Annotated in this window: 22 protein-coding genes and 2 pseudogenes; 10 read left to right on the top strand and 14 right to left on the bottom strand. The window is 68.9% G+C overall.

Annotated features, from left to right (window positions below):
- Positions 1 to 126 precede the first annotated feature (126 nt).
- Positions 127 to 369, bottom strand: a complete 243-nt coding sequence (locus tag BLS85_RS09585) for a hypothetical protein (protein WP_092785643.1) — start codon at positions 367 to 369, stop codon at positions 127 to 129.
- 295 nt (positions 370 to 664) lie between these two features.
- On the opposite strand from BLS85_RS09585, the gene BLS85_RS09580 reads away from it, so the two are divergent.
- The 4 genes and pseudogenes from BLS85_RS09580 to BLS85_RS09565 all read left to right on the top strand — a co-directional run bounded on the left by BLS85_RS09580 (position 665) and on the right by BLS85_RS09565 (position 3,986).
- A complete protein-coding gene (locus BLS85_RS09580; RefSeq protein WP_176793552.1) occupies positions 665 to 1,663 on the top strand; it encodes a lipid A deacylase LpxR family protein in 999 nt (332 codons plus the stop codon).
- A 105-nt stretch (positions 1,664 to 1,768) separates the two neighbouring features.
- A pseudogene (locus tag BLS85_RS09575) lies at positions 1,769 to 2,032 on the top strand (esterase-like activity of phytase family protein); the annotation flags it as partial.
- Between the two features lie 284 nt (positions 2,033 to 2,316).
- Positions 2,317 to 3,333, top strand: coding sequence for an adenosylcobinamide-phosphate synthase CbiB (gene cbiB, locus BLS85_RS09570; RefSeq protein ID WP_092785637.1), 1,017 nt, complete (start codon positions 2,317 to 2,319; stop codon positions 3,331 to 3,333).
- A gap of 74 nt (positions 3,334 to 3,407) precedes the next feature.
- Positions 3,408 to 3,986 (top strand): hypothetical protein, encoded by a 579-nt coding sequence (locus BLS85_RS09565; RefSeq protein WP_092785635.1) that lies wholly within the window; start codon positions 3,408 to 3,410, stop codon positions 3,984 to 3,986.
- Here the strand turns inward: BLS85_RS09565 and BLS85_RS09560 are convergent.
- The 6 genes from BLS85_RS09560 to BLS85_RS09535 all read right to left on the bottom strand — a co-directional run bounded on the left by BLS85_RS09560 (position 3,980) and on the right by BLS85_RS09535 (position 8,805).
- On the bottom strand, positions 3,980 to 4,324 hold the full coding sequence (locus BLS85_RS09560; RefSeq protein WP_092785633.1) for a hypothetical protein: 345 nt from the start codon (positions 4,322 to 4,324) through the stop codon (positions 3,980 to 3,982). The genes BLS85_RS09565 and BLS85_RS09560 overlap by 7 nt on opposite strands.
- Before the next feature lie 23 nt (positions 4,325 to 4,347).
- Positions 4,348 to 5,040 carry a YggS family pyridoxal phosphate-dependent enzyme gene (locus BLS85_RS09555; protein ID WP_092785631.1) on the bottom strand — a complete coding sequence of 231 codons (693 nt, stop codon included), beginning with the start codon at positions 5,038 to 5,040 and terminating at the stop codon, positions 4,348 to 4,350.
- Between the two features lie 145 nt (positions 5,041 to 5,185).
- Positions 5,186 to 5,815 carry a class I SAM-dependent methyltransferase gene (locus BLS85_RS09550; protein WP_092785629.1) on the bottom strand — a complete coding sequence of 210 codons (630 nt, stop codon included), beginning with the start codon at positions 5,813 to 5,815 and terminating at the stop codon, positions 5,186 to 5,188.
- Positions 5,816 to 5,976: 161 nt separating this feature from the next.
- Positions 5,977 to 6,180, bottom strand: a complete 204-nt coding sequence (locus BLS85_RS09545) for a ribonuclease HepT family protein (RefSeq protein ID WP_092785627.1) — start codon at positions 6,178 to 6,180, stop codon at positions 5,977 to 5,979.
- On the bottom strand, positions 6,177 to 6,470 hold the full coding sequence (locus tag BLS85_RS09540; RefSeq protein ID WP_092785625.1) for a nucleotidyltransferase family protein: 294 nt from the start codon (positions 6,468 to 6,470) through the stop codon (positions 6,177 to 6,179). Before BLS85_RS09540 ends, BLS85_RS09545 begins: the two co-directional genes overlap by 4 nt.
- 67 nt (positions 6,471 to 6,537) lie before the next feature.
- Complete coding sequence (locus tag BLS85_RS09535; RefSeq protein WP_092785623.1) at positions 6,538 to 8,805, bottom strand: primosomal protein N'; 2,268 nt, start codon at positions 8,803 to 8,805, stop codon at positions 6,538 to 6,540.
- A gap of 87 nt (positions 8,806 to 8,892) precedes the next feature.
- On the opposite strand from BLS85_RS09535, the gene fsa reads away from it, so the two are divergent.
- The 4 genes from fsa to BLS85_RS09515 all read left to right on the top strand — a co-directional run bounded on the left by fsa (position 8,893) and on the right by BLS85_RS09515 (position 11,560).
- Positions 8,893 to 9,555: a fructose-6-phosphate aldolase gene (gene fsa / locus BLS85_RS09530; RefSeq protein ID WP_092785621.1), complete on the top strand. Its 663-nt coding sequence runs from the start codon at positions 8,893 to 8,895 to the stop codon at positions 9,553 to 9,555.
- Positions 9,556 to 9,639: 84 nt separating this feature from the next.
- Positions 9,640 to 10,188: a GNAT family N-acetyltransferase gene (locus tag BLS85_RS09525; protein WP_092785619.1), complete on the top strand. Its 549-nt coding sequence runs from the start codon at positions 9,640 to 9,642 to the stop codon at positions 10,186 to 10,188.
- A 340-nt stretch (positions 10,189 to 10,528) separates the two neighbouring features.
- The gene (locus tag BLS85_RS09520) at positions 10,529 to 10,750 is read left to right on the top strand and encodes a hypothetical protein (protein ID WP_092785617.1); all 222 of its coding nucleotides are present in this window, start codon (positions 10,529 to 10,531) and stop codon (positions 10,748 to 10,750) included.
- Between the two features lie 267 nt (positions 10,751 to 11,017).
- Positions 11,018 to 11,560, top strand: a complete 543-nt coding sequence (locus tag BLS85_RS09515) for a hypothetical protein (RefSeq protein WP_092785615.1) — start codon at positions 11,018 to 11,020, stop codon at positions 11,558 to 11,560.
- A 346-nt stretch (positions 11,561 to 11,906) separates the two neighbouring features.
- Here BLS85_RS09515 and BLS85_RS09510 read toward each other — a convergent pair whose 3' ends face one another.
- The 4 genes from BLS85_RS09510 to BLS85_RS09495 form a co-directional block, all read right to left on the bottom strand.
- Complete coding sequence (locus BLS85_RS09510) at positions 11,907 to 13,352, bottom strand: cobyric acid synthase (protein ID WP_092785888.1); 1,446 nt, start codon at positions 13,350 to 13,352, stop codon at positions 11,907 to 11,909.
- Between the two features lie 53 nt (positions 13,353 to 13,405).
- Complete coding sequence (locus BLS85_RS09505) at positions 13,406 to 14,464, bottom strand: lipid-binding SYLF domain-containing protein (protein WP_176793550.1); 1,059 nt, start codon at positions 14,462 to 14,464, stop codon at positions 13,406 to 13,408.
- A 146-nt stretch (positions 14,465 to 14,610) separates the two neighbouring features.
- The gene (gene cobO, locus BLS85_RS09500; RefSeq protein ID WP_092785612.1) at positions 14,611 to 15,249 is read right to left on the bottom strand and encodes a cob(I)yrinic acid a,c-diamide adenosyltransferase; all 639 of its coding nucleotides are present in this window, start codon (positions 15,247 to 15,249) and stop codon (positions 14,611 to 14,613) included.
- A 29-nt stretch (positions 15,250 to 15,278) separates the two neighbouring features.
- Positions 15,279 to 16,457 (bottom strand): ABC transporter substrate-binding protein, encoded by a 1,179-nt coding sequence (locus BLS85_RS09495; RefSeq protein WP_092785610.1) that lies wholly within the window; start codon positions 16,455 to 16,457, stop codon positions 15,279 to 15,281.
- Positions 16,458 to 16,654: 197 nt separating this feature from the next.
- On the opposite strand from BLS85_RS09495, the gene moaC reads away from it, so the two are divergent.
- Together moaC and BLS85_RS09485 are read left to right on the top strand one after the other, a co-directional pair.
- Complete coding sequence (gene moaC, locus BLS85_RS09490; RefSeq protein WP_092785608.1) at positions 16,655 to 17,128, top strand: cyclic pyranopterin monophosphate synthase MoaC; 474 nt, start codon at positions 16,655 to 16,657, stop codon at positions 17,126 to 17,128.
- A gap of 279 nt (positions 17,129 to 17,407) precedes the next feature.
- Positions 17,408 to 19,813: a sensor domain-containing diguanylate cyclase gene (locus tag BLS85_RS09485; protein WP_092785606.1), complete on the top strand. Its 2,406-nt coding sequence runs from the start codon at positions 17,408 to 17,410 to the stop codon at positions 19,811 to 19,813.
- A 19-nt stretch (positions 19,814 to 19,832) separates the two neighbouring features.
- Here the strand turns inward: BLS85_RS09485 and BLS85_RS09480 are convergent, their stop codons facing one another.
- The 3 genes and pseudogenes from BLS85_RS09480 to BLS85_RS19715 all read right to left on the bottom strand — a co-directional run.
- Complete coding sequence (locus tag BLS85_RS09480) at positions 19,833 to 21,881, bottom strand: cache domain-containing protein (protein WP_092785604.1); 2,049 nt, start codon at positions 21,879 to 21,881, stop codon at positions 19,833 to 19,835.
- 714 nt (positions 21,882 to 22,595) lie between these two features.
- Positions 22,596 to 23,669 carry a cobalamin biosynthesis protein CobW gene (cobW, locus tag BLS85_RS09475; RefSeq protein WP_092785602.1) on the bottom strand — a complete coding sequence of 358 codons (1,074 nt, stop codon included), beginning with the start codon at positions 23,667 to 23,669 and terminating at the stop codon, positions 22,596 to 22,598.
- A 37-nt stretch (positions 23,670 to 23,706) separates the two neighbouring features.
- Positions 23,707 to 23,787, bottom strand: a pseudogene (locus tag BLS85_RS19715) (SEC-C metal-binding domain-containing protein); the annotation flags it as partial.
- Between the last annotated feature and the right edge of the window lie 55 nt (positions 23,788 to 23,842).

Raw genomic sequence — 23,842 nt, 5'->3', positions numbered from 1 at the left:
GACCCTATCCTGTGGGGAAGCACGACACCTTAGCAAAGGTCCGCGCACGCTTTCAACGCGGCGCGGCATGTCACACCGCGTCGGCAAACGTTGCGTGACTGCATCGGAATTGCAAGAGGGGCGGCGCTACTCGACGAGATCGAGGCGGCGTTCGATGCGCGTCAACCGATCCTCGAAGCGGTCCATGCGCGTGTCAGCGCGCGCATTGGCTTCGCCGTGCCCGACCACGATCCTCTGCCACGCCGCGAAGCCGTGGTTCATTTCGTTCAGCCGCAATTTGACATCAGCCAAATCCGAGACAATGGAATCCAGCTTGGTGTCCATGCGGCGCAGATAGACCAATACGAGGTTCTCGGGATCATCGGTCATGACTGGTCATGCCTCCGTCTCACCTTACTCCCATTATGGGGGCGAAACGGCGTTCTGCCAATGGCCTGCCCGTGTCGCAACTCTCTCTTTCCGAGGGCATTGCCAGGAACTGGCCGACACAGCAGTCCAGGTTAACGGTGTGGTGACCTCCGCCTCTGGATTGCCGCGCCCGCGTCCGTTGACGGGGGCTCGCCATGCCGGGCAATGCCGGCTATGGTGCCGGATGGGAGCGCGTTGCCGCCACAGACCGCGCAAGACCCATGAAAACCGAGCCCCATCTGGAGACCCTCGACTCGTGCCGTGGTTTTCGACTCTTCGTGTTCTGAGCCTGATCGGTCTGGGCCTGGGCTTGGCCGCGCCCGCGTTCGCCGATGCGGGCGACGACGGCGCCATCGTCACGTTCCAGCTTGAGAATGATTCCTTCGCGAACACCGACCGCAACTACACCAATGGCGTCGTCATCGGCTACAGCCCGGCGATGCGGGACACCCCATGGGCGGACGATCTGGCGGCGTTTCTGCCGCTGATGTCGGCCTACGGACGGGAGCGCGTGCTGTTCAGCCTGGGCCAGACCATGTTCACGCCGAGCGACATCACGATCCGGGAGCCGCAGCCGGACGAACACCCCTGGGCAGGGTTTCTGTTCGGCTCCATGGAACTGTTCAGCGAGGCCGAACACCACCTGGACCAGATGTCGCTGACGGTGGGCATGGTGGGACCGGCCGCGCAGGCGGGCATCACGCAGACCATCGTTCACGACATCATGCACGTGGCGCGGCCGCGCGGCTGGGACAACCAGCTCGACAACGAACCCGTGGTGAATCTCGGCTACAAGCGCAGTTGGCCGGGCGCGGCCCGGGCCGAACCCCTGGGCCTGGAGATGGACCTGACGCCCCATGTGGGCGCCGCGTTCGGCAACGCCTACATCCACGCCAATGCGGGCGCCATGGTGCGGCTTGGTCAGTCGCTGCGGGTGGACGCGGGACCGCCGCTGATCGGGCCGAGCCGGCCCGGCACGGCCGTGTTCGATCCCGGCGCGGACGACGGCTGGTACGTGTTCGCGGGGATTGAGGGCCGCGCCGTGGCCCGGGACATTTTCCTGGACGGCAACACCTTTGGCGACGGCAGCCCGCGCGTGGACAAGAACCCCCTCGTCGGCGAGGTCCGCGCGGGCGTCCAGTTCTTCTTCAACAATGTCCGTGTCGGATACACCCACGTCTTGGGAACCAAGACCTTCGACACCCAGAACGGCCTGACCAACCACGGCGCCGTAAGCATCGCGATCGGTTTCTAGGGCCGGCGCCGGTCTCCGCCATCCCAACGTCATGGCCGGGCACCGGGCCTCCATGACTGCCCCGCTCCCGAACCGCGACGCGGCCCTAAGGGGGGCCCGGACGCGGCCATCAAGCAGGTGACGGTGATCTCGCTGGACGGCGTCACCCCGGTGGCCCACGGCGAATCCCTGCCGGTGGTTGAAAAGACCGTGGCCCTGGACCTGCTGCCGCTGATGGCGGCCCGCAACGGCTGGACCCCGGACAAGATCGAGAGCCTGGCCATCACCGCCGACGGCACCCTGATCTCCGCCACCGACAACGACGGGGTGGACGACGCCACCGGCGAAACCCAGGTGCTGTACCCGGGCATGGCCGGCGACCTGAAGTAAGACAGAGGTCTTTCGGAAGACTCGTCATTGCGAGGAGCGCAGCGACGAAGCAATCCAGGGCAAAGAATGCAGTCTTCGGCCCTGGATTGCTTCGCCCGCATCAAAAAGACGCGGGCTCGCAATGACGATCCGCCGGCCTCCAGGTCAGATCAGAAGGCAATGGCGACCAACCCGAAAAAAGGGTGCGGGCCGCAGGCAGGCACCGCCGTTCACATGCGAGTGCCTTGCGGCCCGTCCGCCAAACCCTTCCCCCGCCGCGCCGCTGGTGGCATGGTGCGGCCACCATGTTCCTGCTGTTCGACTATGCCACGACCGATGTGTTCGACCCGCTGGTGCTGCTGCTCGGCGCGCTGGTACTCGACGCCTATCTGGGCGAGTTCGGCCCGGTGTTCCGCGTGCTGCCGCATCCTGTCGTGGTCATGGGCCACTGGATCGGCGAGGCCGACGGGCGCCTGAACCGGCCCCAGCGCTCCGCCCTGGACCGGCGCCTGCGCGGCGTCGTGGCGGCGCTGGGCCTGACCGCCGCCGCCGCCGCCCTTGGGTTTCTGGTGCAATGGCTGTCCACCGCCGCCCTGGCCGGCTGGGTGGTCGAACTGGTCCTGGTGGCGGTCCTGTTGGCGCAGAAGAGCCTGTACGACCATGTCCGCGACGTCGGCCGGGCGCTGGAGACGGGCGGCGTCGAGGCCGCGCGCAAGGCCATCCGTCACCTCGTGGGCCGCGACCCGGAGCGCCTGGACGCCGGCGGCATCGGCCGCGCCGCGATCGAATCGCTGGCCGAGAACTTCTCCGACGGCGTGGTGGCGCCGGTGTTCTGGTATGTCGTCTTCGGCCTGCCGGGCCTGCTGGCCTACAAGATGATCAACACCCTCGATTCCATGATCGGGCACCGCACCGAGCGGCACGGGGACTTCGGCTGGGCCTCGGCGCGGCTGGACGACGCCTGGAACTGGCTGCCGGCGCGCCTGTCGGGGCTGCTGATCGTGGCCGCCGCCGCCACGCTGCCGCGCGCCGACTGGCGCGAATCGGTGCGCATCCTGCGCCGCGACGCCCGCCGCCACCGCTCGCCCAACGCCGGCTGGCCGGAAGCGGCCACCGCCGGGGCGCTGGGGCTAGCGCTGTCGGGGCCGCGCCAGTACCACGGGCAGGCCACCAACGAGCCCTGGGTGGGCGACGGCCGCGCCCGGGTGACGCCGAAGGACATCCGCCGCGCCCTGCGCCTGTACGTGCGGGCCTGTTTTCTCAACGGCGCGCTGGTGGCGCTGGTTCTGGTGATCAAGATCGCGCTGGTCGGGGTGGGGTAGAGACCGCCGGCCGGCGCGCCCGTCGGAGACGGGATCTGTTCCGTGCGTGTCCAAACTGATCGGGAGACACCGCCATGGTCCGCTTCTGTCTGGCCCTCGCTGTCGGCCTATCGCTGGGGTTGGCGGGGAACGCCGCCCGGGCCGACGACCCCCTGGCCGACTGCCTGCGCGCGCCCCTGGCCGATGACCTCGCCGCCAAGGTGGCGTTCCAGGATGCCCTGCGGGATCTCATCGCCGTCCAACGACCGGATTTGGGCGCGCTGGCGTCGCTCAACCGCGACCGTCAGGTGACGCTGGCCAAGGCCCGGACGATCCGTCTGGACTGGCTTGCGGCGGCGGACCCCGATCGGCTGCGTCCGCTGTCTGCCGACGGCACGCCGTGGCGGTCGTTCGCCTGGGAGCGGGAGGACGAGGCCGCGTTGCGCGATGCCGACGCCCGCTACACCACCGTGTCGATCCGCGCCGAGGCGCTGACCCGGCGGTCGGACGGCCATCCGGACTGGCCGGCGTTGCGCGCGCACATGCGGACCACCCTGTCCGGCGATGACTGGTTCCGGACCCTCGTCGCCCGTGGTCGCGACAGCGCGGCCGCCACGGACGCGGCCCTGCGGGCGTGTTTCGGCCAACAGGCCCCGGCCGACGCGAATCAGTGATCCGAGCCGTGCAGGATCGCCTTTCGCATCCCGGTGTCGTAGGCCAGCCCCTCCGGCATGAGGAAGGCGCCACCCTCGGGCCGCAGTTCAGCCAACCGCTTGCGCATCAGCGCCAACCACACGCCCGTGTTGTCCATCCCCGTGGCATCCGATGCCATCACGACATAGGGGCCAACGTGGAAATGGTCGCCGTGCGGACGTGGCAGGACCCCGATGTGCACGGTGCCCGTCTCCGGGTCGGTGCTGGCCACCGCCGGGTCGCGCGCCAGCTCCTGCAACAGCGTCAGGGTCTTCAGTTGCAGCTTGTTCAGCTTCAGGGGGTTGGCCTTGGGCGGCATGGGGCGCGCTCCGGTCGCGGGGATCAGGATTTCGGCGGAGTGGGCCGCTCGCCGAAGATGGCGCTGCCGACGCGGACGTGGGTGGCGCCCTGCTGGACGGCGATGGGGTAGTCTCCACTCATGCCCATGGAGACCATGGGCAGGTCGTTGCGCCGGGCGATTTCGCGCAGCAGGGCGAAGTGCGGCGACGGTTCGTCCTCGAACGGCGGAATGCACATCACGCCCGTGACGGGTAGCCCGACCGCGTCGCGGCAGTGGGCGATGAAGGCATCGGCCTCGGCGGGCGGCACGCCGGCCTTCTGCGGCTCCTCGCCGGTGTTGACCTGGATCAGGCAGGACGGCCGGCGGTTCTGGCGGTCCATCTCCTTCGCCAACGCGGCGGCCAGCTTGGGGCGGTCCACGGTCTCGATGACGTCGAACAGGGCGACGGCATCGGCGGCCTTGTTCGACTGCAACGGGCCGATGAGGTGCAACTCCAGATCGGGGTAGCGCTCCCGCAGGGCGGGCCACTTGCCCTGGGCCTCCTGCACGCGGTTCTCGCCGAACACCCGGTGCCCGGCGGCCAGCGCGGCCTCGGCGCGGTCGGCGCCGTGGGTCTTGGCCACGGCCACCAGGGTGACCTCCGCCGGGTCGCGGCCGGCCTCGCGCGCGGCGGCGGCGATGGAGTTCTGAACGGCGGCGAGAGTGCCGACGATGTCGGGGCGGGCTGTCGTCATGATGCGAACACCGTTTGATACCGGCCGACGGAAGGGATGACCCTATACCGCAGTCCCGCCCCCTTCTGTCCAGAGCCGATCCGCCCAGAGCCGATCCGCCCAGAGCCGATCCGCATGTCGCGCGGGTCCTCGTCGCGACGCGGCCTCAGGGTCCGTCCCGCTTCCGGGCCAGAAGCACGGACGCTTGGTCGCACGACGGGTCCTCGGGCACGAAGCGGACGATCCGAAGACCGAGCGCCGCCAGGATGCGCCTGTACTCGTCCGGCGCCAGACTGGCGTGATAGATCGGGTCGTCGCCGACGCGGCCCACCACCTCCGTTTCGGCCGGCCCGACGGTGATCATCAGAACGCCCCCCGGGTTCAGGTGGGCGGCGAACCGGGGCAGGGTGGCGCGCTGCTCGTCCGGCCTCAGGTGAAAAAAGCTGTGCCAGCCCAGGATTCCGTCGAACGTCCGCCCCATATCCAGGGTTCGCATGTCGCCCACGGTCCAGACGGCCGCCGGAAACCGGGCGCGCGCCCGGTCGATCATCGCCGGCGCGATATCCACACCGGTCACCGCATGGCCCCGCTCGATGATAAAGGCCGCCAGGGGCTCCCCGGCACCGCACCCGACATCCAGGACGGATCCGCCGGCCGGAAGCAGCGCCGCGAACCGCTCCAGCCAGTCCCGCTCGAACAGCACGCGCGCCCGCTCGGCATCGAACCGGGCCGCGTTGCGCTGGTAGATCTCCGCCGTGCGCGCGGCGAGCGCCGCCAGGTCTTCCGGCCGGTTCATGGCATTCCCCTGACAGCAACCCATGCAGATCGACGTTCATGTGGCCGGGGTGCTCGGGGATTGTCCTTCGGCCGGCCGCCCCAAAACCGATCCCGGTTTCTTTCGCGTTCAGGTTCCCTCGGCCCCCTCAACCTTATCCACCAGTGCGCGAAGGGAGCGTGTCATGTCCGGCAGATATCATTGGCGACTTCACCAAGGACGCCGAGATTGTATACGACGGCCTCCCGTATCATGCGTCCATTTACGGTATCGTCGAGAAAGTCCTGTTTCTTGACATCCGCCACGTACACCTCGATCGCCTCGGCCGCGTCCAGCATGAACCGCAACAACTCCGCCGCCGCGAACCGCCCCTTCCCCACGGTCATAGAAGGACGGCCTCCGAGACCGCCTTCTCCCTGAAGGTGGTGTGCAGGTCCCCGGGGGTGCGGACATCCACCGGCACGCCCAGAAGGCGTTCCGCCTCGGCCTTGAAATCCACGATATCGAAGTATGTGGTCACGTCGGGCGTCGGATCGACGAGCAGATCAAGGTCGCTGCCGTCGTGGTCCTCGCCCCGCGCCGCCGATCCGAACACGCGGACGTTCCGGAGCCCGTGCCGCGCGGACAAGCTGAGGATGGCATCGCGATGCTGACGAAAGGCGGCTGATGGCTTCATGGACGGCTCCCCTGACAAGACCGTTCCCGATCTCATCCTACGCCTGCGGCAGCGACACCGCACCCCCTCACATAAACCCATACGGATCGACGTCCACCTTCACCCGCACGCCCGGGGGCAGTTTGACCGCCGCCAGCCAGTCGCGCACCAGGGGCTGGACGCGGACCGACCGCGCCGCCTTCAGCAGCAGGCGGTGGCGGTGCTGACGGCGCAGCACGGCCAGCGGCGCCGGAGCGGGGCCGAGCACCTCGACGTCGGCGGCCCGGGGCGCGCTCCGGGCCAGGGCCTTGCCGGCCTCGATCACCGCGCGCTCGTCCAGCCCGGAGACGACCAGCGCCACCAGCCGGCCGAACGGCGGCATCATCACCGCCTGCCGCGTTTCCGCCTCCACCGCCAGGAAGGTCTCGGCGTCGCCCGAGACCAGGGCGCGCATCACCGGATGTTCCGGGTCGGCCGTCTGCACCAGCACGCGGCCCGGCCGCTCGGCCCGCCCGGCGCGGCCGGAGACTTGGTGCAGCAGTTGAAACGTCCGCTCCGCCGCGCGCAGATCGCCCCCCGACAGCCCCAGGTCGGCGTCCACCACCCCCACCAGGGTCAACAGCGGGAAATGGTGGCCCTTGGCCATCACCTGGGTACCGATGACGATGTCCACCGCGCCCTGTTCGATGCGCTCCATCAGTTCGGCCGCCGCCGTCGGCCCCAGCAGGGTGTCCGAGGCCGCCACCACCAGCCGCGCGGTGGGGAAGCGGCTCGCCACCTCCTCCGCCACCCGCTCGACCCCGGGGCCGCACGGGGCCAGCGCGTCCGCCGTTCCGCACGCCGGGCAGGTCTCGGGCAGCGGCATCCGGTAGTCGCAATGATGGCACTGAAGCAGGCGCCGGTGCCGGTGCTCCACCAGCCAGGCCGAGCAGTTGGGGCACTGCATTCGGTGGCCGCAGGCCCGGCACAGCGTCAACGGGGCGTATCCCCGCCGGTTCAGGAACAGCAGCACCTGCTCGCCCCGACGGATAGTGGCGTCCATGGCGTCCAGCAGGGGCGGCGCCAGAAACGACGGCGCCAGCATTCCTTGGCGCTGCCACTTCTCGGGCGGGTGGGCGCGCAGGTCCAGGGTCTCGATGGCCGGCAGCGCCGCGCCGCCGTGGCGCCGGGGCAGGGGCACAAACGCATAACGCCCGGCGCGCGCGTTCAGCACGGTTTCCAGCGACGGCGTGGCGGAGGCCATAACCACCGCATGCGCGCCGGCGCGGCCCCGCACCACGGCCATGTCCCGGGCGTTGTAGGGCACGCCGTCCTCCTGCTTGAAGGCGCCGTCGTGCTCTTCGTCGATGATGATCAGGCCCAGGTCGGGAAACGGCAGGAACAGGGCGGAGCGCGCACCCACCACCACGCTCACCCGCCCGAAGGCCACCGCCCGCCAGATGTCGCGCCGCTGCGCGCGCGGCATGTCGGAATGCCACGGCGCGGGCGGGGCGCCGAAGCGGTCGCGAAAGCGCTCCGGCCAGCGGGCGGTCAGGGCGATCTCCGGCAGCAGCACGAGGACCTGCCGGCCCCGGGCCAGGGTCTCGGCGACGGCCTCGAAATAGACCTCGGTCTTGCCGGAGCCGGTCACGCCCTCCAGCAGGGTGACGGAAAAGCCGCCGCGCGCCGCCGCGCGCAAGACATCGGCCGCGCGGGCCTGGTCGGGCGACAGGGCGGGGCCGGCGCGGTGCGGGTCGGGCGCCGTGATCTCGGGCTCCTCGACCACCGGGACCGGGGCCAGCGCGCCGCCCTCCGCCAAACCGCGCACCACCGTCGCCCCCACCCCGGCGCGGCGGGCAAGGTCGGCGGCGGCAGGCGGCGGTTCGGACGACGGCCACGCCCGCGCCGCCTCCAACACCTTTCGGCGGGCGTCTGTGGCGCGCAGCGTGGTCTCCGACAGGTCGGCGACCCGCGCGGTATAGCCGGTGCGCGGCTTGGGCGGGTCCAGCGCCTCCGGCACCGACAGCGCCATGCGCAAGACTTGCCCAAGCGGCGCCAGCGTATAGGCCGCGCACCAATCGATCAGGTCGCGCAAGGGCGCCGGCATCGGCGGCACGTCCAGGCGTTCCAGGATCGGGCGCAGTTTGGTTTCGGGGACGTCGGCGGCACCCTCGCCCCACACCACGCCGGTTTCGATCCGCTTGCCCAGCGGCACGCGGACGAGGTCGCCCGGCGCCACCGGCTCCATCTCCGGCGGCACGGCGTAGTCATAGGGGGCGTCCACCGGCACCGGCAGCAGCACCGCCACCCTGCGCGCCGCGCCGAACAGGGTTGCGCCGGGTGCATCGCCGCAGGCTGTGGCGGGCCGTGGGGTCATCCGCTACACTCCCGCCCGCGCGCCGGCCCATCACCCGCCGTTCGCCGGGCCGCGCCCCGGATAGCAGTCAAGGGACCTCCCCACGCCATGAAGTTCTTCGTCGATACGGCCGATGTGGCCGAGATCCAGGACCTCGCCGCCACCGGCCTCGTGGACGGCGTGACCACCAATCCCAGCCTCGCCGCCAAGACCGGCCGCGACTTCATCGAGATCGTCAAGGAGATCTGCGAGATCGTGCCCGGCCCGGTGAGCGCCGAGGTGGTGGCGACCGAAACCGACGGCATGCTGCGCCAGGGCCGCGCGCTGCGCAAGATCGCCCCCAACGTGACCATCAAGCTGCCGCTGACTCCGGACGGCCTGCGCGCCTGCAAGACGCTGTCGGACGAGGGCACCATGGTCAACGTCACCCTGTGCTTCTCCGCCGCCCAGGCCATTCTCGCGGCCAAGGCGGGCGCGGCATTCGTTTCGCCGTTCGTCGGCCGACTGGATGACATCGGCCACGAGGGCATGGACCTGATCAGCGACATCGTGGCGATCTACAGCAACTATCCGGCGTTCAAGACGGAAGTGCTGGTCGCCTCCGTGCGCCACCCCATGCATGTGGTCGAGGCCGGCCGCCTGGGCGCCGACGTGGTCACGCTGCCGCCCAAGGTGTTGCGCCAGTTGTACGCCCACCCGCTGACCGACAAGGGTCTGGCCGCGTTCCTGTCGGATTGGGAGAAGACCGGGCAGACGATCCCGGAAGAGTGACGTCGGCCCCGGGGGCGTGATGTCCGGGACGCGGAACGAGCCCGGCCAGCATCGCCCGGGGCGAACCGCAAGGGGACCGGTGTCATGCGTGGACCCAAGGACATCGCGACGGGCGCGACGCTCGTCGAGGGATACCGCCCCGGCATCTTGGCGGAGGTGGTGGCGCTCCACATGGAATACTACGCCCGCCACTGGAGCTTCGGCCGGTCTTTCGAGGCCAAGGTGGCCGGAGACATGGCCGCGTTCCTGGATCGCCTTGATCCGAATCGCGACCTTCTCCTGAGCGTCCGTGATCGCGAGGGCGCCCTGTTGGGCTCGATCACGATTCAGGCGCCGCGCGCGGGGCCGGGCAGCGACGACGAGGCCGCCCATCTGCGTTGGTTCATCGTCGGCGGCGCGGGGCGGGGCTGCGGGCTTGGCCGGTCGCTGCTGGAACACGCCCTTGAGGCGTGCGACGCGCGCGGTTACGCGCTGACCTACCTGACCACGTTCGAGGGCTTGCACGCCGCCCGGCATCTTTACGAAAGCCTGGGCTTCAGGCTGGTGGCCACGATGTCGGTCGATCAGTGGAACGGCGGCGTCGTGGAGCAACGCTTCGAGAGACAGAAGGGCGCCGGCCCGACGCAGGCGTGAGACGAACACCGCCCGCCTGGGTTGGTCGCGCTTCTGGTGGGGCGGGGGGGGACTCCCCACCCCAGAAGGGGGCACCCCAGGGCGAACACATCATGAAAAGCCCTGCATTGCCTCGCCGGCGTCCAAGGACGTCGCCTCACGATGACGGGTTTTGCGCGGACCTCTGGCCCTGGTGTTGCGTCTCGGCGATGGGAATCCTCGTTCACCCGATTGCCCTGGGGGCGGAACGACCGGCCTTGCGCCGGGTCGCCTGATCAACGTACGCTGCCCGTCCCTGCCGAAAACCTCAGGGTCCGGCTTCCCGTCGGGCCGTTTGCCCCCGCACCCCGGAGGACACCCGATGTTCCGCAAAATGTCCGAAATGCTCGGCGGCGCCCAGAATCTGGTGCGGTCCGTCACCAACCTGACCGGCTCCAATGCCATCGCCGATTCGCTCGACGACACGCTGTCGGACCTTAAGTACAAGTCGGACAGCACCTCCAGCACCATCGAGAGCACCGAAAACGGCGTTCGCGATGTCGGACGATCCGTCGACCAGATGAACGACGCCGCGAAGGACTGAGGCCCCACCGCTGTTGCCAGCACGACACGCGCCCACCGAACCGCGTGCCCTTGATCCTGCGCTATGGCGTTCTTATGTGATTGGTGCTATATTTTGGGCATCGTCGGTGTGCCAGCCTATTTTGGCATCATCGGTGATCCGGGTCGGTTGGCCGGTCGTAAGACGATGCATACGGTACACTGCGACGGTGTCCGCGACGGCGCGGACAGGCCGATCAATCCGCCGGGACCGATTTAGGGACCCGGGCCATGAACAGGAGGCGCCGCCATGTTTGCTGACAAGACGCTAACGCCGCGGGAATCCGTGCGCCTGTGCGCTCTGGGCACCATTGCGGATTCTCCCGATTCGTATGCCAACGTCGCCCGCCGGGTGCGCGATTTCGTCACCCGCATCACCGGCCCGTCCCTGGACCTTCTCGGCAGTTCGATGGAACTGTTGCAGGTGGAGGGTCTGGTGTCCTCGTCCGCCGGGGACATGCTGGACGATTCGGCGCGGCTGGAGATTACCGAGGCCGGGCGCGAGGAACTGCGCCGCCTGTTGACCGCCAACCTGCGGGCGTCGTCCGATCTGTCGAAACTGGTGACCGCGCTGAAGTTCCGCTTCCTGCACCTGCTGCCGCCGGAGGATCAGCGCGCCCAGGCCGACCTGCTGCTGGACGCGCGCGAAACCGAATTGAACCGCCTGCTCGACTTGCGCCGCGCCCACGGCGAGGTCGGCGGCCCCTTCCAGGCTTGGCTGGATCTGGAAATCGCCCAGGCCGAGCGTGGACAGGCTTGGCTGGAAGAGTTCTGCGACAACCTTTCCGACTGATCAGACTACACCGAACGGATTGCAGGGGCCGCGCCTTCGGGTGCGGCCCTGTTTCGTTCGGGGTTGGGTGTTCGGGCGGCGCCGCACGCGGCGGGTTGTGCCGGCGGCGCGAACCCGTCCGACGGATCACGCCAGTTGAACCCTGTAGGGCGGATTCGCCCCGCGAAGCGGGGCAATCCGCCACGAGGAACGCCGCACGCGGCGGGTTGCGCCTGGGGCGCGAACCCGCCCGACGGATCACGCTAGTTGAACCCTGTAGGGCGGATTCGCCCCGCGCAGCGGGGCAACCCGCCGCGAGGAACGCCGCACACGGCGGGTTGAGCCTTCGGCGCGAACCCGTCCGACGTCAGGGTCCCCCGCTGTCGCCCCCCAGCACCAGCACCGGCAGGTCGACGTGCGCGGCCAGATGATCGGCGAGCGCCTCCAGGGCGCCCTCGACCCGGGTCTCGAAGGCCGGACCGGCCGTCCGCCCCGGAGCCAGTCCGGCCAGCAGCGCCGCGCGGGTGGCGTCCCGGTGCAACAGGCCGTGCAGATAGCACCCCAGGACGCGGCCGTCCGGGCTGGCGGCGCCCAGCGCGGCCACCGCCTCCAGATCGGCCATGCCGCCGGGCCAGCGCCGCCCGGCGTCGGGACCGTCGGTCACCCCCATGTGCATCTCGTAGCCCCATGGCCCCTCGCGCAGGGTTTTGCTCGGGCCGATCACGGTCTCGACGTCGAGCAGGCCCAGGCCCGGGGCCTCCCCCGGCGGCCCCTCGATACCGTCGGGATCGCGCACCGCCCGCCCCAGCATCTGATAGCCGGCGCACAGGCCCAGCACCGCCCCGCCGCGCCGGTGATGAGCCAGCACGTCCCCATCCCAGCCCTGGGCACGGACACACGCCAGATCGGCCAGCGTGGCCTTCGATCCGGGCAGGATCAACAAATCCAGGTCTCCCGGCACCGCCTGCCCCGGCTGGATGAACGCCACCGACACGTCGGGCTCGGCGGTCAGTGGGTCGATGTCGTCGAAGTTGGCGATGCGCGACAGCCGCAACACACCCACCCTCAGCGGCGCGTCCGTCCGTGCCGCCGGCGGCGCGTCCAGCGCCACGGCGTCCTCCGCCGGCAGATCGCGAACACGCTCGAACCACGGCACCACGCCCAGACAGGGCAGCCCGCCGGCTCGATCCGCGATGATGTCCGTGGCCGGGGTGAACAAGGTGGGGTCGCCCCGGAACTTGTTGATGAGATAGCCGCGCAGCAAGGCCCGCTCGGCCTCGGGCAACAGCGTCCAGGTGCCGACCAGGGAGGCGATCACCCCGCCCCGGTCGATGTCGCCGACCAGCACCACGGGCGTGTTGGTGGCCACGGCGAAGCCCATGTTGGCGATGTCGCCGGGGCGCAGGTTGACCTCGCTGGCGCTGCCGGCGCCCTCGACGACCACAACATCGGCCTCGGCGCGCAGGCGGGCGAAGCTGTCCAGGACCGCGTCCATCAATCGCGGTTTCAGGGCCGTGTAGTCGCGCGCCGACGCGTTGCCCCACACCTCGCCCCGAACCACCACCTGGCTGCCGACGTCGGTCTGCGGCTTCAGCAGCACCGGATTCATGTGAACCGACGGCGCCACGCCGCAGGCCCGCGCCTGGAGCGCCTGGGCGCGGCCGATCTCGCCGCCCTCCCGGGTGACGGCGGCGTTGTTGGACATGTTCTGCGGCTTGAAGGGACGCACGCTCAGCCCCTGGCGGACCAGCCAGCGGCACAGGCCCGCCGCCAGCACGGACTTGCCGACGTCGGAGCCCGTGCCCTGGAGCATCACCGCCCGCGCCGGCCGCCGGCCGCGCACGGCATGGAGCCGATCAACCTCCCTCACTGGGGCGGCGCGGCGGCGGTCAGGGACTCGATCAGGGGCCGCGATTCCGGATTGGAGACCCGGCGCTCCAGAACGATCTGCGAGGGCGTGATGCCCGGCGTCGTATAAAACGCCGCGTTCCAGTCGTGGCGCGGCTCGAACACCGAGCCTTCCAGCCCGCCGCCCCCGAACAGGCCCTTGCTGTGCGAAAAGGCGATGATGTCATGGTTGACGTCGGTGGTGCTGCCGGTGGACACGCCGCCGCCGATGCCGAAGGTCACGCTGGCCCCGGCCTCCATCTTAAACCCGTCGTCGAGGATGGCCCGCAGTCCGTCGTCCGTCATGATGAGCAGCAGCACCCTGTTGTCCTGGGCCCCGAACTGGAAGCCCAGGCTGCCGGCGGTCAGTGTCAGGAAGGCCGGGTCGGAGAACGCGCCCGCCTCGTCGCGAACCAGGAGCAGGGCGGAGCCGTAGGCCCCGCCGACGAAGAACCCGGCCTTGAAGAAGCTGGGGATCACCACGACGGCCCGCGCCCGCGACAGCAGGTCGTTCAGTCCGTCCGTGAAGCCACTGGTCCAGCGCAGGTCATACACCGCCGTGGTTGCGTCGGCGAGCGCGCCCCGGGCCCGGGCCATCACCTCGGCATCGGCGGGCGCGGTGCTGCCGTGGGAGACGGCACCGGAGCCGGCCTGGGACGTCATGACGGCGGGTCCGGTCTCGGGCATCGGCGGCGCCTCTGGTGGCGGCAGGGCCGGATCGCCGGTCATCGGAACGGTCGAGGCGCCGGGGGGCGGCCCGACCTCGCGCGGTGGTCCCAGATCGGACGCCTGCCCCGACATGGACTCCGCGGTCGACGGGGGCGCATCGAAGCCCGGCGTGCCCGGCCGCACCAACTCTCCCTGGGTCGGATCCAGGGTGCCGCTGTCCACCGACGGCGGCAGCAGTGGCACCGGCTGGCCGGCTCCGGCGCCGCCCGTTCCCTGGGCGACGGCCGGGCTCGCGCCGGCAAGGCACAGGGCGGCGGTCAGCGCGAGGCCCTGGGCCAACGGACGGTGTGAGACAACGCGGCGGGTCACGGGGCTCTCTCCCTCTGGATGCGGATGGGACCGGCTCGGGCGCCTCGGGAGCGTTGCGTTCATTTTGAGTCCCCCATCGTGCCCTGGCCATTTGGTATCACAGCAAATCATCGTCGCGATTCGTTCCGGATCGCTCGGGATTCGCTTCAGAACTCAACCCCCTTCTGCGCCTTCACGCCGGCGCGGAACGGATGCTTGATCAGTTTCATCTCGGTCACCAGGTCAGCGGCCTCGATCAGGGCGTCGTCGGCGTTGCGGCCGGTGACCACCACGTGTTGCAGGGGGGGACGCGCGGCGATGGCCTCCAGCACCGACGCCACCGGCAGGTAGCCATATCGCAGCACGACGTTCAGTTCATCAAGCACCACCATGGCAATTTTCGGGTCGGCCATCATGTCGGCGGCAACCGCCCAGGCCCGTTCGGCCGCCGCCACGTCGCGGGCCCGGTCCTGGGTTTCCCAGGTGAAGCCCTCACCCAGGGCGCGGACGGTCACGAGATCCGGGAATCCTTCCAGGACCGACCGCTCTGCGGTGTCCATGGCCCCCTTGATGAACTGAACGATGCCCACCGGCATGCCGTGGCCGATGCAGCGCAGCACCATGCCCAGGGCGGCCGAGCTTTTGCCCTTGCCGGGGCCGGTGTGAACGATCAGCAGGCCCTTTTCGCCGGCCTTGTCGGCCATCAGGCGATCCCGTGCGGCCTTTTTCTTGCGCATCTTGGCGCTGTGGCGGTCGTTGGTGTCGTCGACGGTGTCGTCGATGGTTTCTGGGGTGGTGGTCGTCATGACGCAGGGGCTCCCTGTTTGCGGGCGGATTACTGGCCGTGGAGCACCGCCGGATCGACGGGCCGGGCGTCCACGAAGCGCCCGCCGCTGACCCGGCCCACCCAGAAGGGCAGCGTCGATTGGCGCGTGTCGGGGTCGAACCGCATCGGCCCGATGGGCGTGGACAGGCTCAGGCCCGCCAGCGCGACGGTGAGGCGATCCGGCTTGACGGACCACGCCTCGTCCAGGGCCGTGGCCAGGGCAGTCATGGCGACATAGCCATACAGCGCGGAGGCCGTCGGCGTCGCCCCATCGGGATGGGCGGCGCGGTAGGCCTCGGCGAAGGCCCGGTGCGGCTGTCCGCCCACCTCGCAGCACGGAGCACCGGTGGTCACCCACCCCTCAGCGATCTCGGCACCCAGGGCGCCCAGCATCTCCGGCGTACCAACGTGGGGGGCCATGACCACCGCGCCGTCCAGGGCGCCGCCCCGCGCCGCCCGCGCGAAGGCCACCAGATCGACGTCCCGCAGCCCCAACAGCAGACCCTCCGGCCGCGCCGCCGTGACCTGCTCGACGGCCGGCGCGACCGACCCCGACAGCGTGGGCACGTACGATTCCAGGGCCAGTTCGATCTCCGGCCGCGCGGCCCGCAGCGCGCGCCAGAAGGCATGGGCGAGGGCGCGGCCGAAATAGTCGTCCTGAGCCACCACACCCCAGCGGGTGGCGCCGGTGCGCGCCGCCTCCGCCGCCAGGGCGCGCCCAAGGGCTTCCGCCGACGGCCCGATCTGGAACAGGTTGGGCTGATCCGCGATCAGAGCCGCCGGCAGGCGGGCATCGACGGCGACAAAGGGCGCCGGCGCGGCTGCCCGGGCCGCCGCCAGGGTGGCGTCCGCCACCAGTCCGCCCATGAAAAGCACGGCACCCTGTTCACGCAGGGACTCGATGGCCCGCGTGGCGCCGTCGGCCGTGCCACCGGAGTCCTGGGCGACGATGCGCACCGGCTTGCTGCCCATCACCCCGCCGGCCATGTCGATGTAGCCGGCAACGAGGTCCCGCCCCCGCCCGTAGGACGTGGCGGGGTCGCCGATGAGCTGTATGGTCGTCGTATCTCCGATCACCACGCCGGGATCCGCGCCGCCATCCTGGGCGAGCGCGTCCGGACGGACGAACAAACCGGCCAGACAGGCAAGGCAGAGGAAGGCGACCGTTCGGCACCGGGCATTGCGCATGAGGGTCGGGGTCCTTGGTTCATGAATCCGCCAGCGGGCTCGGTGCGACCACGCGCCGCGCCGCCGCCCGCGTGTCCACGCCAAGGCTCGGGGCTCAGGGCGCAGGGGTCCGGGCGGGCGATGTCACCCCATGGGTCGGCAGCGCCCATTCCCTGCTATAAGGTATACCTCCCCATGCGGCAGGAAAGAGGCAGACCATGAGCTTCACGCACTTCGATGCACAGGGCAACGCCGTCATGGTGGACGTCTCCGCCAAGGCTGAGACGGCGCGGGAGGCCGTCGCGGCGGGCCGTGTGACGGCGGCGCCCGAGACCATCGCCCTGATCCGCGACAACCGGGTCGGCAAGGGCGATGTGCTGGCGGTGGCGCGGCTGGCGGGCATCATGGCCGCCAAGCGCACCGCCGACCTGATCCCGCTGTGCCACCCGCTGGCGCTGACGTCGGTCGCCGTCGACCTCGCCCTGAACGAGGCCGAACACGCCGTCGAGATCACCGCCACCTGCCGGATCACCGGGCGCACCGGGGTCGAGATGGAGGCCCTGACAGCCGTCTCGGTCGCGGCGCTGACGGTCTACGACATGTGCAAGGCGGTCGACAAGGGCATGCGGATTGAGCATGTCAGGCTTGTGATAAAGACAGGAGGGAAGTCCGGGCCCTATCAGGAGAGGTGAGACGACCCCTTCGAAAGAACGTGCCCCGCCCCACGTGCGAACAGAAAAAGCAGTGCATTTTCAGGCCCTATTATAAACGCGGAGAATTTTAATTGAATAAAGCGCTTCTTTGCTCCCCTTCTTTGGATCAAAAGATTGTATTTCTTACAAATGACCGCGTCTTTTACAATTTTGAATGACATGGGCGCGCGGTCGCGCTATATTATTGTGTAGACTTCGGCGCGGCGCCCCTGTCGGCGCGTCGCGCCGGATCGGAAAGGGTTTCAGGGAGACCGGGCCATGGGTGAGATCCACACCGGTCGGCCCCGGGATGGTGAGGGGGCTCCCGGCCAGCCGATCCAGAAGACGTTCTGGCGCTCGGTCGCGCTACTGTCGGCCGCGCTCGACGCCACCGGCGACATGGTGGCCATCAAGGACGAGTCCCTGGTGGTGCGCTTCGTCAACGCGGCGATGGCGCGAATGATCGGCCGTCCGGTTGATCGCATCCTGGGCCGAACCGACGGCGATCTGTTCACGGCCGAGGTGGCGGAGACGTTCGAGGACGGTGACCGAACCGTTCTGGACACCGGCTGTACCGTTGTCCGCGACCAGTTGCTGACCACCCGCGACGGGCTCGTTTGGGTCAGCGCTCGCAAGGATCCGGTGATGGACGGCGCCCATCGGGTCGGCGTCATTACGGTGATCCACGACATCGGTGGCCGCGTCGAGACCGAACGCAACCTCCGCGAGACCAGCAGCCTTCTGGACCGGTTTTTCCTACAAAGCGTGTTCGCCGTGGCCCACCTGGACCGGTCCCTCCGGATCCTGCGCGTCAACGACACCTTCGCCCGACGCTTCGGGAGCCCCGTGAACACTGCCGTAGGCCGGGAACCGTTCACCGCGCCCCCGGGGCCGGACGCCCTGGCCGTGTTCGGGCGCGTGTTGGCGAGCGGCGCGCCCTATGCCGCCACCGCCACACCGTTTCCGGCCGCCGACACCCAGGATGAAGGAACCTCGTACTGGGATATCAGCGTCCAGCCGGTGTTGGATGCCGCCGGCGTCGTCGACGGACTGATCGTCGGCTTGGTGGACGTTACGGAGCGCGAACACGCGCAGCGAGCGTTGCGAAAGAGCGAACGCGAGAAGGCGCTGATCCTGGGCAGTATCTCCGACATGGTCGCGTACTATGAACAGGACGATCTGCGTGTGACCTGGACCAACGCCGCCGCCGCCCGCTCGGTCGGCGCCCCTCCGGGCGACCTGATCGGACGCGACTGCTTCCGCATCTGGGCGGAGCGCGACGCGCCGTGCCCCGACTGCCCGGTGCTGCAGGTGTTCGAGACCGGCGAACCGGCCGAGGCCGAGCACACCACGCCGGACGGACGGACCTGGTCATTGCGTGCCTCTCCGGGCATCGACGAAGCCGGAGCGATTGTCGGGGTCGTGGAGGTGGGCCGCGACATCTCTCTGCAAAAGCGGTCGGATCAGGCCGTGCGCCGCAGTCTCGCCAACCTGAACGCCTATTTCTCACTGTCGTGCGACCTGCTGGCCGTGGTGGACATGAACGGCTGCATTGTCGAGGTAAACGGCACCCTGCTGGATCGCCTGGGCTGGTCGCGCGAGGATCTGCTGGGCCAATCCATGGTCGTGCTGCATCCCGCCGAACACCGGAAAGAGGCGGACTCGGACCTGGACGACATGCTCGCCGGCATGGTGGATACGCTGACCATGCCCCTTGTCACCCGCGACGGGTGTCGGATTCCGACCGAAACCCGGATCGCGTTGGGCACCTGGAACAACGCGCCCGCGTTCTTCACCGCCAGCCGCGACCTGTCCGAACTGGCGCTGTCCAAGGAGAAGTTCGAGAAGGCCTTCACCAACAACGCCACCCTGATGGCCATCACCGACCCCGAGACCGGGCGCGTGATCGACGCCAATGCGGCCTTCCTGCGCGTTTTTGGACGGGACCGCGCGTCGGTCATCGGCCAGACCACCGTGGATCTCGGCCTGTTTCCGACCCACGCCATCCGCGACGCGACGATCAAGGCTCTTATGGAGTCTCCCAAGCGGAGACCCATCGAACACCGCTTTATCCGGTCAGACGACGGCCTGTTCGTCGGCGAACTGTCTGCGGAGCTGATCGACAGTGGCACGACTCACTACCTTCTGACCATGATCGTCGACGTCACGCACCAACGAGAACTGATGGCGGAACTGGAGCACAAGGCCACCCATGATGTGCTGACCGGCGCCAACAACCGCCAGCAGGCCGACCGGGTCCTGGAGCAGGAGGCGCGCCGCGCCGACCGCATGAACACGCCGGTTTCGGTCATCATGGCCGACGTGGACCACTTCAAGGCCGTCAACGACCGCTTCGGCCATCCGGTCGGGGACCGGGTGCTGCGCGAGGTTGTGGAGCGCCTGGACGCGCGCGTGCGCGAAACCGACCTGCTGGCGCGCTGGGGCGGCGAGGAGTTCCTCGTCATCCTGCCCGGCACCGACAGCGACGGTGCCGGACAACTGGCGGAGACACTGCGGCTGGCGCTCGCCGAAACACCAATGCCCGAGGTCGGGGCCGTCACCATCAGCCTGGGCGCCGCCGAACGCCGCCCGGGCGAGACGGTGGAGGAGTGGGTGTCGCGTGCCGACCAAGCCCTGTACGCGGCCAAGGCCTCCGGCCGCAACGCCGTACGCGTCGCGTCGTGATCAGGGTTCGGCCGCGCCGTCAGCCGTCCGGCGGCGCCAGCGGCAGGGCAACATGGAACGTCGTGCCCTGACCCGGTTCCGAGTCCAGGCAGATGCGGCCGTCGTGGGTCTCGACGATGCTTTGGCAGATGCTCAGGCCGACCCCGGTTCCGGGGTACATATCGCCCGGATGCAGCCGCTGGAAGATCTCGAAAATGCGGTCGTGGAACACGGGATCGATGCCCAGGCCGTTGTCGGCCACCGACACGATGCACTGCCCGGCCTCGACGCGAGCGGAAATGCGCACATGCGGGCGGCGCTCGGGATGCCTGTACTTCAGCGCGTTTTCCAGCAGGTTCTGGAACAGGCGCACCAGAAGGGTTTCCTTGCCGCGCACGCCGCACGTCGTGGGAACCAAATCAACGGTGGCCCCCGTTTCGCGAATGCGCTCGGCGAGGTTGGAGACGGCCTCGTCGATGACCGGGCCGAGCGGCACGGTGGCAAAGGGCAGCCCGACGGTCTTGACCCGCGCGTATTCCAGCAGATCGCCGATCATATCGTGCATACGCCGCGCACCCTGACTGGCGTAGTCGATGAAGGTGTCGGCATCGGCGTCCAGGCGCCCGTGATAGCGGCGTCGCAGCAGGCCGACATAGCTGGAAATGATGCGCAAGGGTTCGCGAAGATCGTGCGAAGCCACGTAGGCGAACCGCTCCAGATCCGCGTTCGACTTCTCCAGGCTGCGGGTCTGGCGTTCCAGTGCGGATTCCGCCGCGTCGCGTCGCGCCGCCATGTCTCGCACGGCCTCCGCGAGCCGGTGAGCCTCGGCCCCATTCATGGCCTCCGGATCCAGGGTCTCCGGATGGCGCCCGTCATCCGCCAGAAACGACAGAAGGCTCTTCATGTCCCGGCCAACAAGGCGGGCCACGCGGACGGAGATGACATAGCTGGCGGTGGCCAGCAGCAGCACGAGCCCGCTGCCCAGCGTGAGGTGTTTGATCACGTTCCGCCGCCTTTCGGCGCGGATGGCGTCGATTGACGCGGCGATATCGTCGATGGACACGCCGGCGCCGATGTACCATTCCCATTCCGGCACCGGCAGCACGTAGCTGAGCTTGTGAACCGCCTCGGTTTCGTCTTCGGCGAAGGGAATCAGGTAGGAGACGAAGCCGCCGCCGGATCGGGAGGCGGACACCAGGTCCTGGACCACATTGACGCCATTTGGATCGGTGACATCCCACACGGTCTCGCCCTCGTGGGGTCCGAGCAGGCTGAGCCCGTCCCAGGTGCCGGCGAAGATGTAGCCATCGTCCCCGAAATGGATGGCGCGCAGTTGCGCGAGTGTCTCCGCCTTGGTGTCGGCGATCATATCCTCGATGTAGTCGCCGCTGGCGATGCCCCAGCCCAGGGGCTCGAAATAACCGACGTACGAGACCTTTTGGTGGGCGTCTCCGGGCTTGTTGGGGTGGTGCCAGGAATAGGCATAGTACCCTTCGCCCTGGTCCCGGATCATCTCGATCATGCTGGGCACGATGGGGCGCCCGTTGGGGTCGCGCACGGTGCGCAGGTCTTTGCCTTCCAATTGGGGCATGGCGGCGTGGAGAATGCCCTCGCCGGTCTCGACATCGAACACATAAAAATAGCCGCGCCCGTCGTCGAAGCGCATCGACCGCAGCGTTTCGCGCAGGGTCGCGGCGACCTCGGCGTCCGTGGTACCGGCGGGGCGCCCCCGCCACAGGTGGTCGGCGATGGCCAACGCCCCTTTGACGCGCTCGCGGATGACCCGGCGCAGCCGCGCCTCGACGGTCAGCCTTTGGTGTTCGGCGGCATGGACGGCGGACTCGACCAGGGCGCGGATGTAGCTGCGCCGCTCTTCCATCAGGGTTTCGGCCCGATACTGGACCTCGTCATTCATGGAGCGGTAAAGGCCCACGCCCCAATAAACGTACAGCGCCAGAAGCGCCAGTGACGAGGCGAGAAACAGCGGCATGGCCACCGAGCGGACAAGCCCGGGCTTCTTCTTTCCAGGGTCGGCGCCTGACTCCTGGCGAGCGGATGTCGGACGGACCTGTCGGGGCGAGGCGGTCATCGAGCATCCCAACCTAAGGAACAAGGTGGTACGGCATCTTAACGAACGCGCGCCCAAATGCACAGGGACCTGCCGCCCAGCAGCAAGTCTCAGGATGGAGGGAGAACACCGGTTGCGGTCGGTGCCGGCCTGTTCTCCTCCCCCCTTCGGGGGCTATCATATTCACTCTTCTTCCCGCCGAAGCGGCGGCTCTTCGCTCGCGCGACACTGTGGCTCGCCATTGCGACCCCCTCATTTCGGAAAAGGGCCGCAAAATCAATGGGTTTCACGACATCGGCCTGCGCGATACCCTGTTGATTGAATTGCATATTCAAGAAACGAGGGGAGTCCTGAGGGCGAACCCTCGTCGCAAGACGAGGGTGAAGCCATCCAGGGCGAAAAGCGCGATATCCGCCCTGGAGTGCCCCATATATTTTAAAGGCTTATCCCCCTGTTTCCGGGATCCCCTTGACGTGGGGGACGTACGAGCTGGACCCACCACCGGCTGCGCCAACCGGACCCAGGGGGATAAGCCGGATATTCTATTTGGGCTTCACTCCTCGCAATGACGAGCATAAGTGAAGATATGTGAATCGGATAGCCTTCGGGGGGAGGAGTCCGAGCGGCGCTGTTCGGTCCGTGGTCGTCCAGCCAAAATGAGAACTGCGGCCGCCCCGCGCTCGGCATTCGAATGAACAGAGCCACGTCTTTGGCGACATGGATCGGCGCTGTGTGTCAAGGGCCGGCCCCTCCGCCGGCCACAGCGGCGGCCAGGGACCGGCTCAGGCCCTCGGCGTCCAGCCCTTTCAACCCGATGACCACCAGTGTTCCGGCCCGGGGCTCGCCGGTCCGCCAGGGCCGGTCGTAGTGCGCCTGGACGCGCGGCCCCACACCCTGCACCAACAGCCGCATGGACTTGCCCGGCACGTCGAGCGCGCCCTTGATGCGCAGCACGCGGCCGTCCCGTACCGCCGGAACCAGCGCGTCGGCCACCGCCTGAGGTCCCTCATGACCCAAATCCACGGGCGGCATGGGCAGGGCATAGCTTTCGAAGTCGTCGTGGTCGTGGCCCTCGGGACCGTCGTGATGAGTCGGCCGCGCCTCCAGGTCCGACTCAACCGCCAAGTTTAGGCCGAGCAGAACGTCCGGATCGACGGTGCCGTTGCGACAGGCCAGCACCGGCACACCGTCGCGCGCGCCGGCCCTCGCGGTTTCCAGCGTTGCCGCCAAGGTGGCCTCGTCCAGCAGATCCGCCTTGTTGACCAGGACCATGTCGGCACACAGCAGTTGGTCGGTGTAGACCTCCTCCAGCGGGTTCTCGTGGTCGACGGCGGCGTCGGCCGCCCGCAACGCCTGGACCGCCGCCGGATCCTCGGCGAACAGGCCGGCCGCCACCGCCGGCCCGTCAATCACCGCCACCACACCGTCCACGGTCACGCGGGAGCGCACCTCCGGCCAAGTGAAGGCCCGGACCAGCGGCTTCGGCAGCGCCAGCCCCGACGTCTCGATCACGATGTGGTCGGGCGGATCGGCGCGGTGGATCAGCGCCTCCATGGTGGGCAGGAACTCGTCGGCCACCGTGCAGCACAGGCAGCCGTTGGCCAGTTCCACGATGTCGTCATCGCCGCAGCCCTGGATGCCGCAGGCCGACAGGATCTCGCGGTCCATGCCCACGTCACCGAACTCGTTGATAACCAGGGCGATGCGACGACCGCCGGCGTTGGCCATCAGGTGGCGGATCAGCGTGGTCTTGCCGGCCCCCAGGAAGCCGGTGATGATGGTGGTGGGAATGGCCCGGGCCAGGGACATGACGGAGTCCTTTGCATCTGATGGGTTTGCGCGCAGATCACTGCCCGCAGCATTTCTTGTACTTCTTGCCGGACCCGCAGGGGCAGGGATCGTTGCGGCCGACCTTGGGACCCGCGCGGACGGGCGTCGTGTCATGATGGGCGGCGTGCCACAGGGTGCGGGCGATGGACAGC

This window comes from Rhodospira trueperi (assembly GCF_900101965.1).
Taxonomy (GTDB): domain Bacteria; phylum Pseudomonadota; class Alphaproteobacteria; order Rhodospirillales; family Rhodospirillaceae; genus Rhodospira; species Rhodospira trueperi.
The sequence above is the reverse complement of the archived record's forward strand: the minus strand, read 5'-3'. Positions and strand labels throughout refer to the sequence as shown.

Excerpts from the sequence above, each read along its gene's own strand:
- BLS85_RS09585 (WP_092785643.1), bottom strand. The coding sequence starts at position 369 with ATGACCGATGATCCCGAGAACCTCGTATTGGTCTATCTGCGCCGCATG.
- cbiB (WP_092785637.1), top strand. The coding sequence starts at position 2,317 with ATGTTCCTGCTGTTCGACTATGCCACGACCGATGTGTTCGACCCGCTG.
- BLS85_RS09565 (WP_092785635.1), top strand. The coding sequence starts at position 3,408 with ATGGTCCGCTTCTGTCTGGCCCTCGCTGTCGGCCTATCGCTGGGGTTG.
- BLS85_RS09560 (WP_092785633.1), bottom strand. The coding sequence starts at position 4,324 with ATGCCGCCCAAGGCCAACCCCCTGAAGCTGAACAAGCTGCAACTGAAG.
- BLS85_RS09555 (WP_092785631.1), bottom strand. The coding sequence starts at position 5,040 with ATGACGACAGCCCGCCCCGACATCGTCGGCACTCTCGCCGCCGTTCAG.
- BLS85_RS09550 (WP_092785629.1), bottom strand. The coding sequence starts at position 5,815 with ATGAACCGGCCGGAAGACCTGGCGGCGCTCGCCGCGCGCACGGCGGAG.
- BLS85_RS09545 (WP_092785627.1), bottom strand. The coding sequence starts at position 6,180 with ATGACCGTGGGGAAGGGGCGGTTCGCGGCGGCGGAGTTGTTGCGGTTC.
- BLS85_RS09540 (WP_092785625.1), bottom strand. The coding sequence starts at position 6,470 with ATGAAGCCATCAGCCGCCTTTCGTCAGCATCGCGATGCCATCCTCAGC.
- BLS85_RS09535 (WP_092785623.1), bottom strand. The coding sequence starts at position 8,805 with ATGACCCCACGGCCCGCCACAGCCTGCGGCGATGCACCCGGCGCAACC.
- fsa (WP_092785621.1), top strand. The coding sequence starts at position 8,893 with ATGAAGTTCTTCGTCGATACGGCCGATGTGGCCGAGATCCAGGACCTC.
- BLS85_RS09525 (WP_092785619.1), top strand. The coding sequence starts at position 9,640 with ATGCGTGGACCCAAGGACATCGCGACGGGCGCGACGCTCGTCGAGGGA.
- BLS85_RS09520 (WP_092785617.1), top strand. The coding sequence starts at position 10,529 with ATGTTCCGCAAAATGTCCGAAATGCTCGGCGGCGCCCAGAATCTGGTG.
- BLS85_RS09515 (WP_092785615.1), top strand. The coding sequence starts at position 11,018 with ATGTTTGCTGACAAGACGCTAACGCCGCGGGAATCCGTGCGCCTGTGC.
- BLS85_RS09510 (WP_092785888.1), bottom strand. The coding sequence starts at position 13,352 with ATGCTCCAGGGCACGGGCTCCGACGTCGGCAAGTCCGTGCTGGCGGCG.
- cobO (WP_092785612.1), bottom strand. The coding sequence starts at position 15,249 with ATGACGACCACCACCCCAGAAACCATCGACGACACCGTCGACGACACC.
- BLS85_RS09495 (WP_092785610.1), bottom strand. The coding sequence starts at position 16,457 with ATGCGCAATGCCCGGTGCCGAACGGTCGCCTTCCTCTGCCTTGCCTGT.
- moaC (WP_092785608.1), top strand. The coding sequence starts at position 16,655 with ATGAGCTTCACGCACTTCGATGCACAGGGCAACGCCGTCATGGTGGAC.
- BLS85_RS09485 (WP_092785606.1), top strand. The coding sequence starts at position 17,408 with ATGGGTGAGATCCACACCGGTCGGCCCCGGGATGGTGAGGGGGCTCCC.
- BLS85_RS09480 (WP_092785604.1), bottom strand. The coding sequence starts at position 21,881 with ATGACCGCCTCGCCCCGACAGGTCCGTCCGACATCCGCTCGCCAGGAG.
- cobW (WP_092785602.1), bottom strand. The coding sequence starts at position 23,669 with ATGTCCCTGGCCCGGGCCATTCCCACCACCATCATCACCGGCTTCCTG.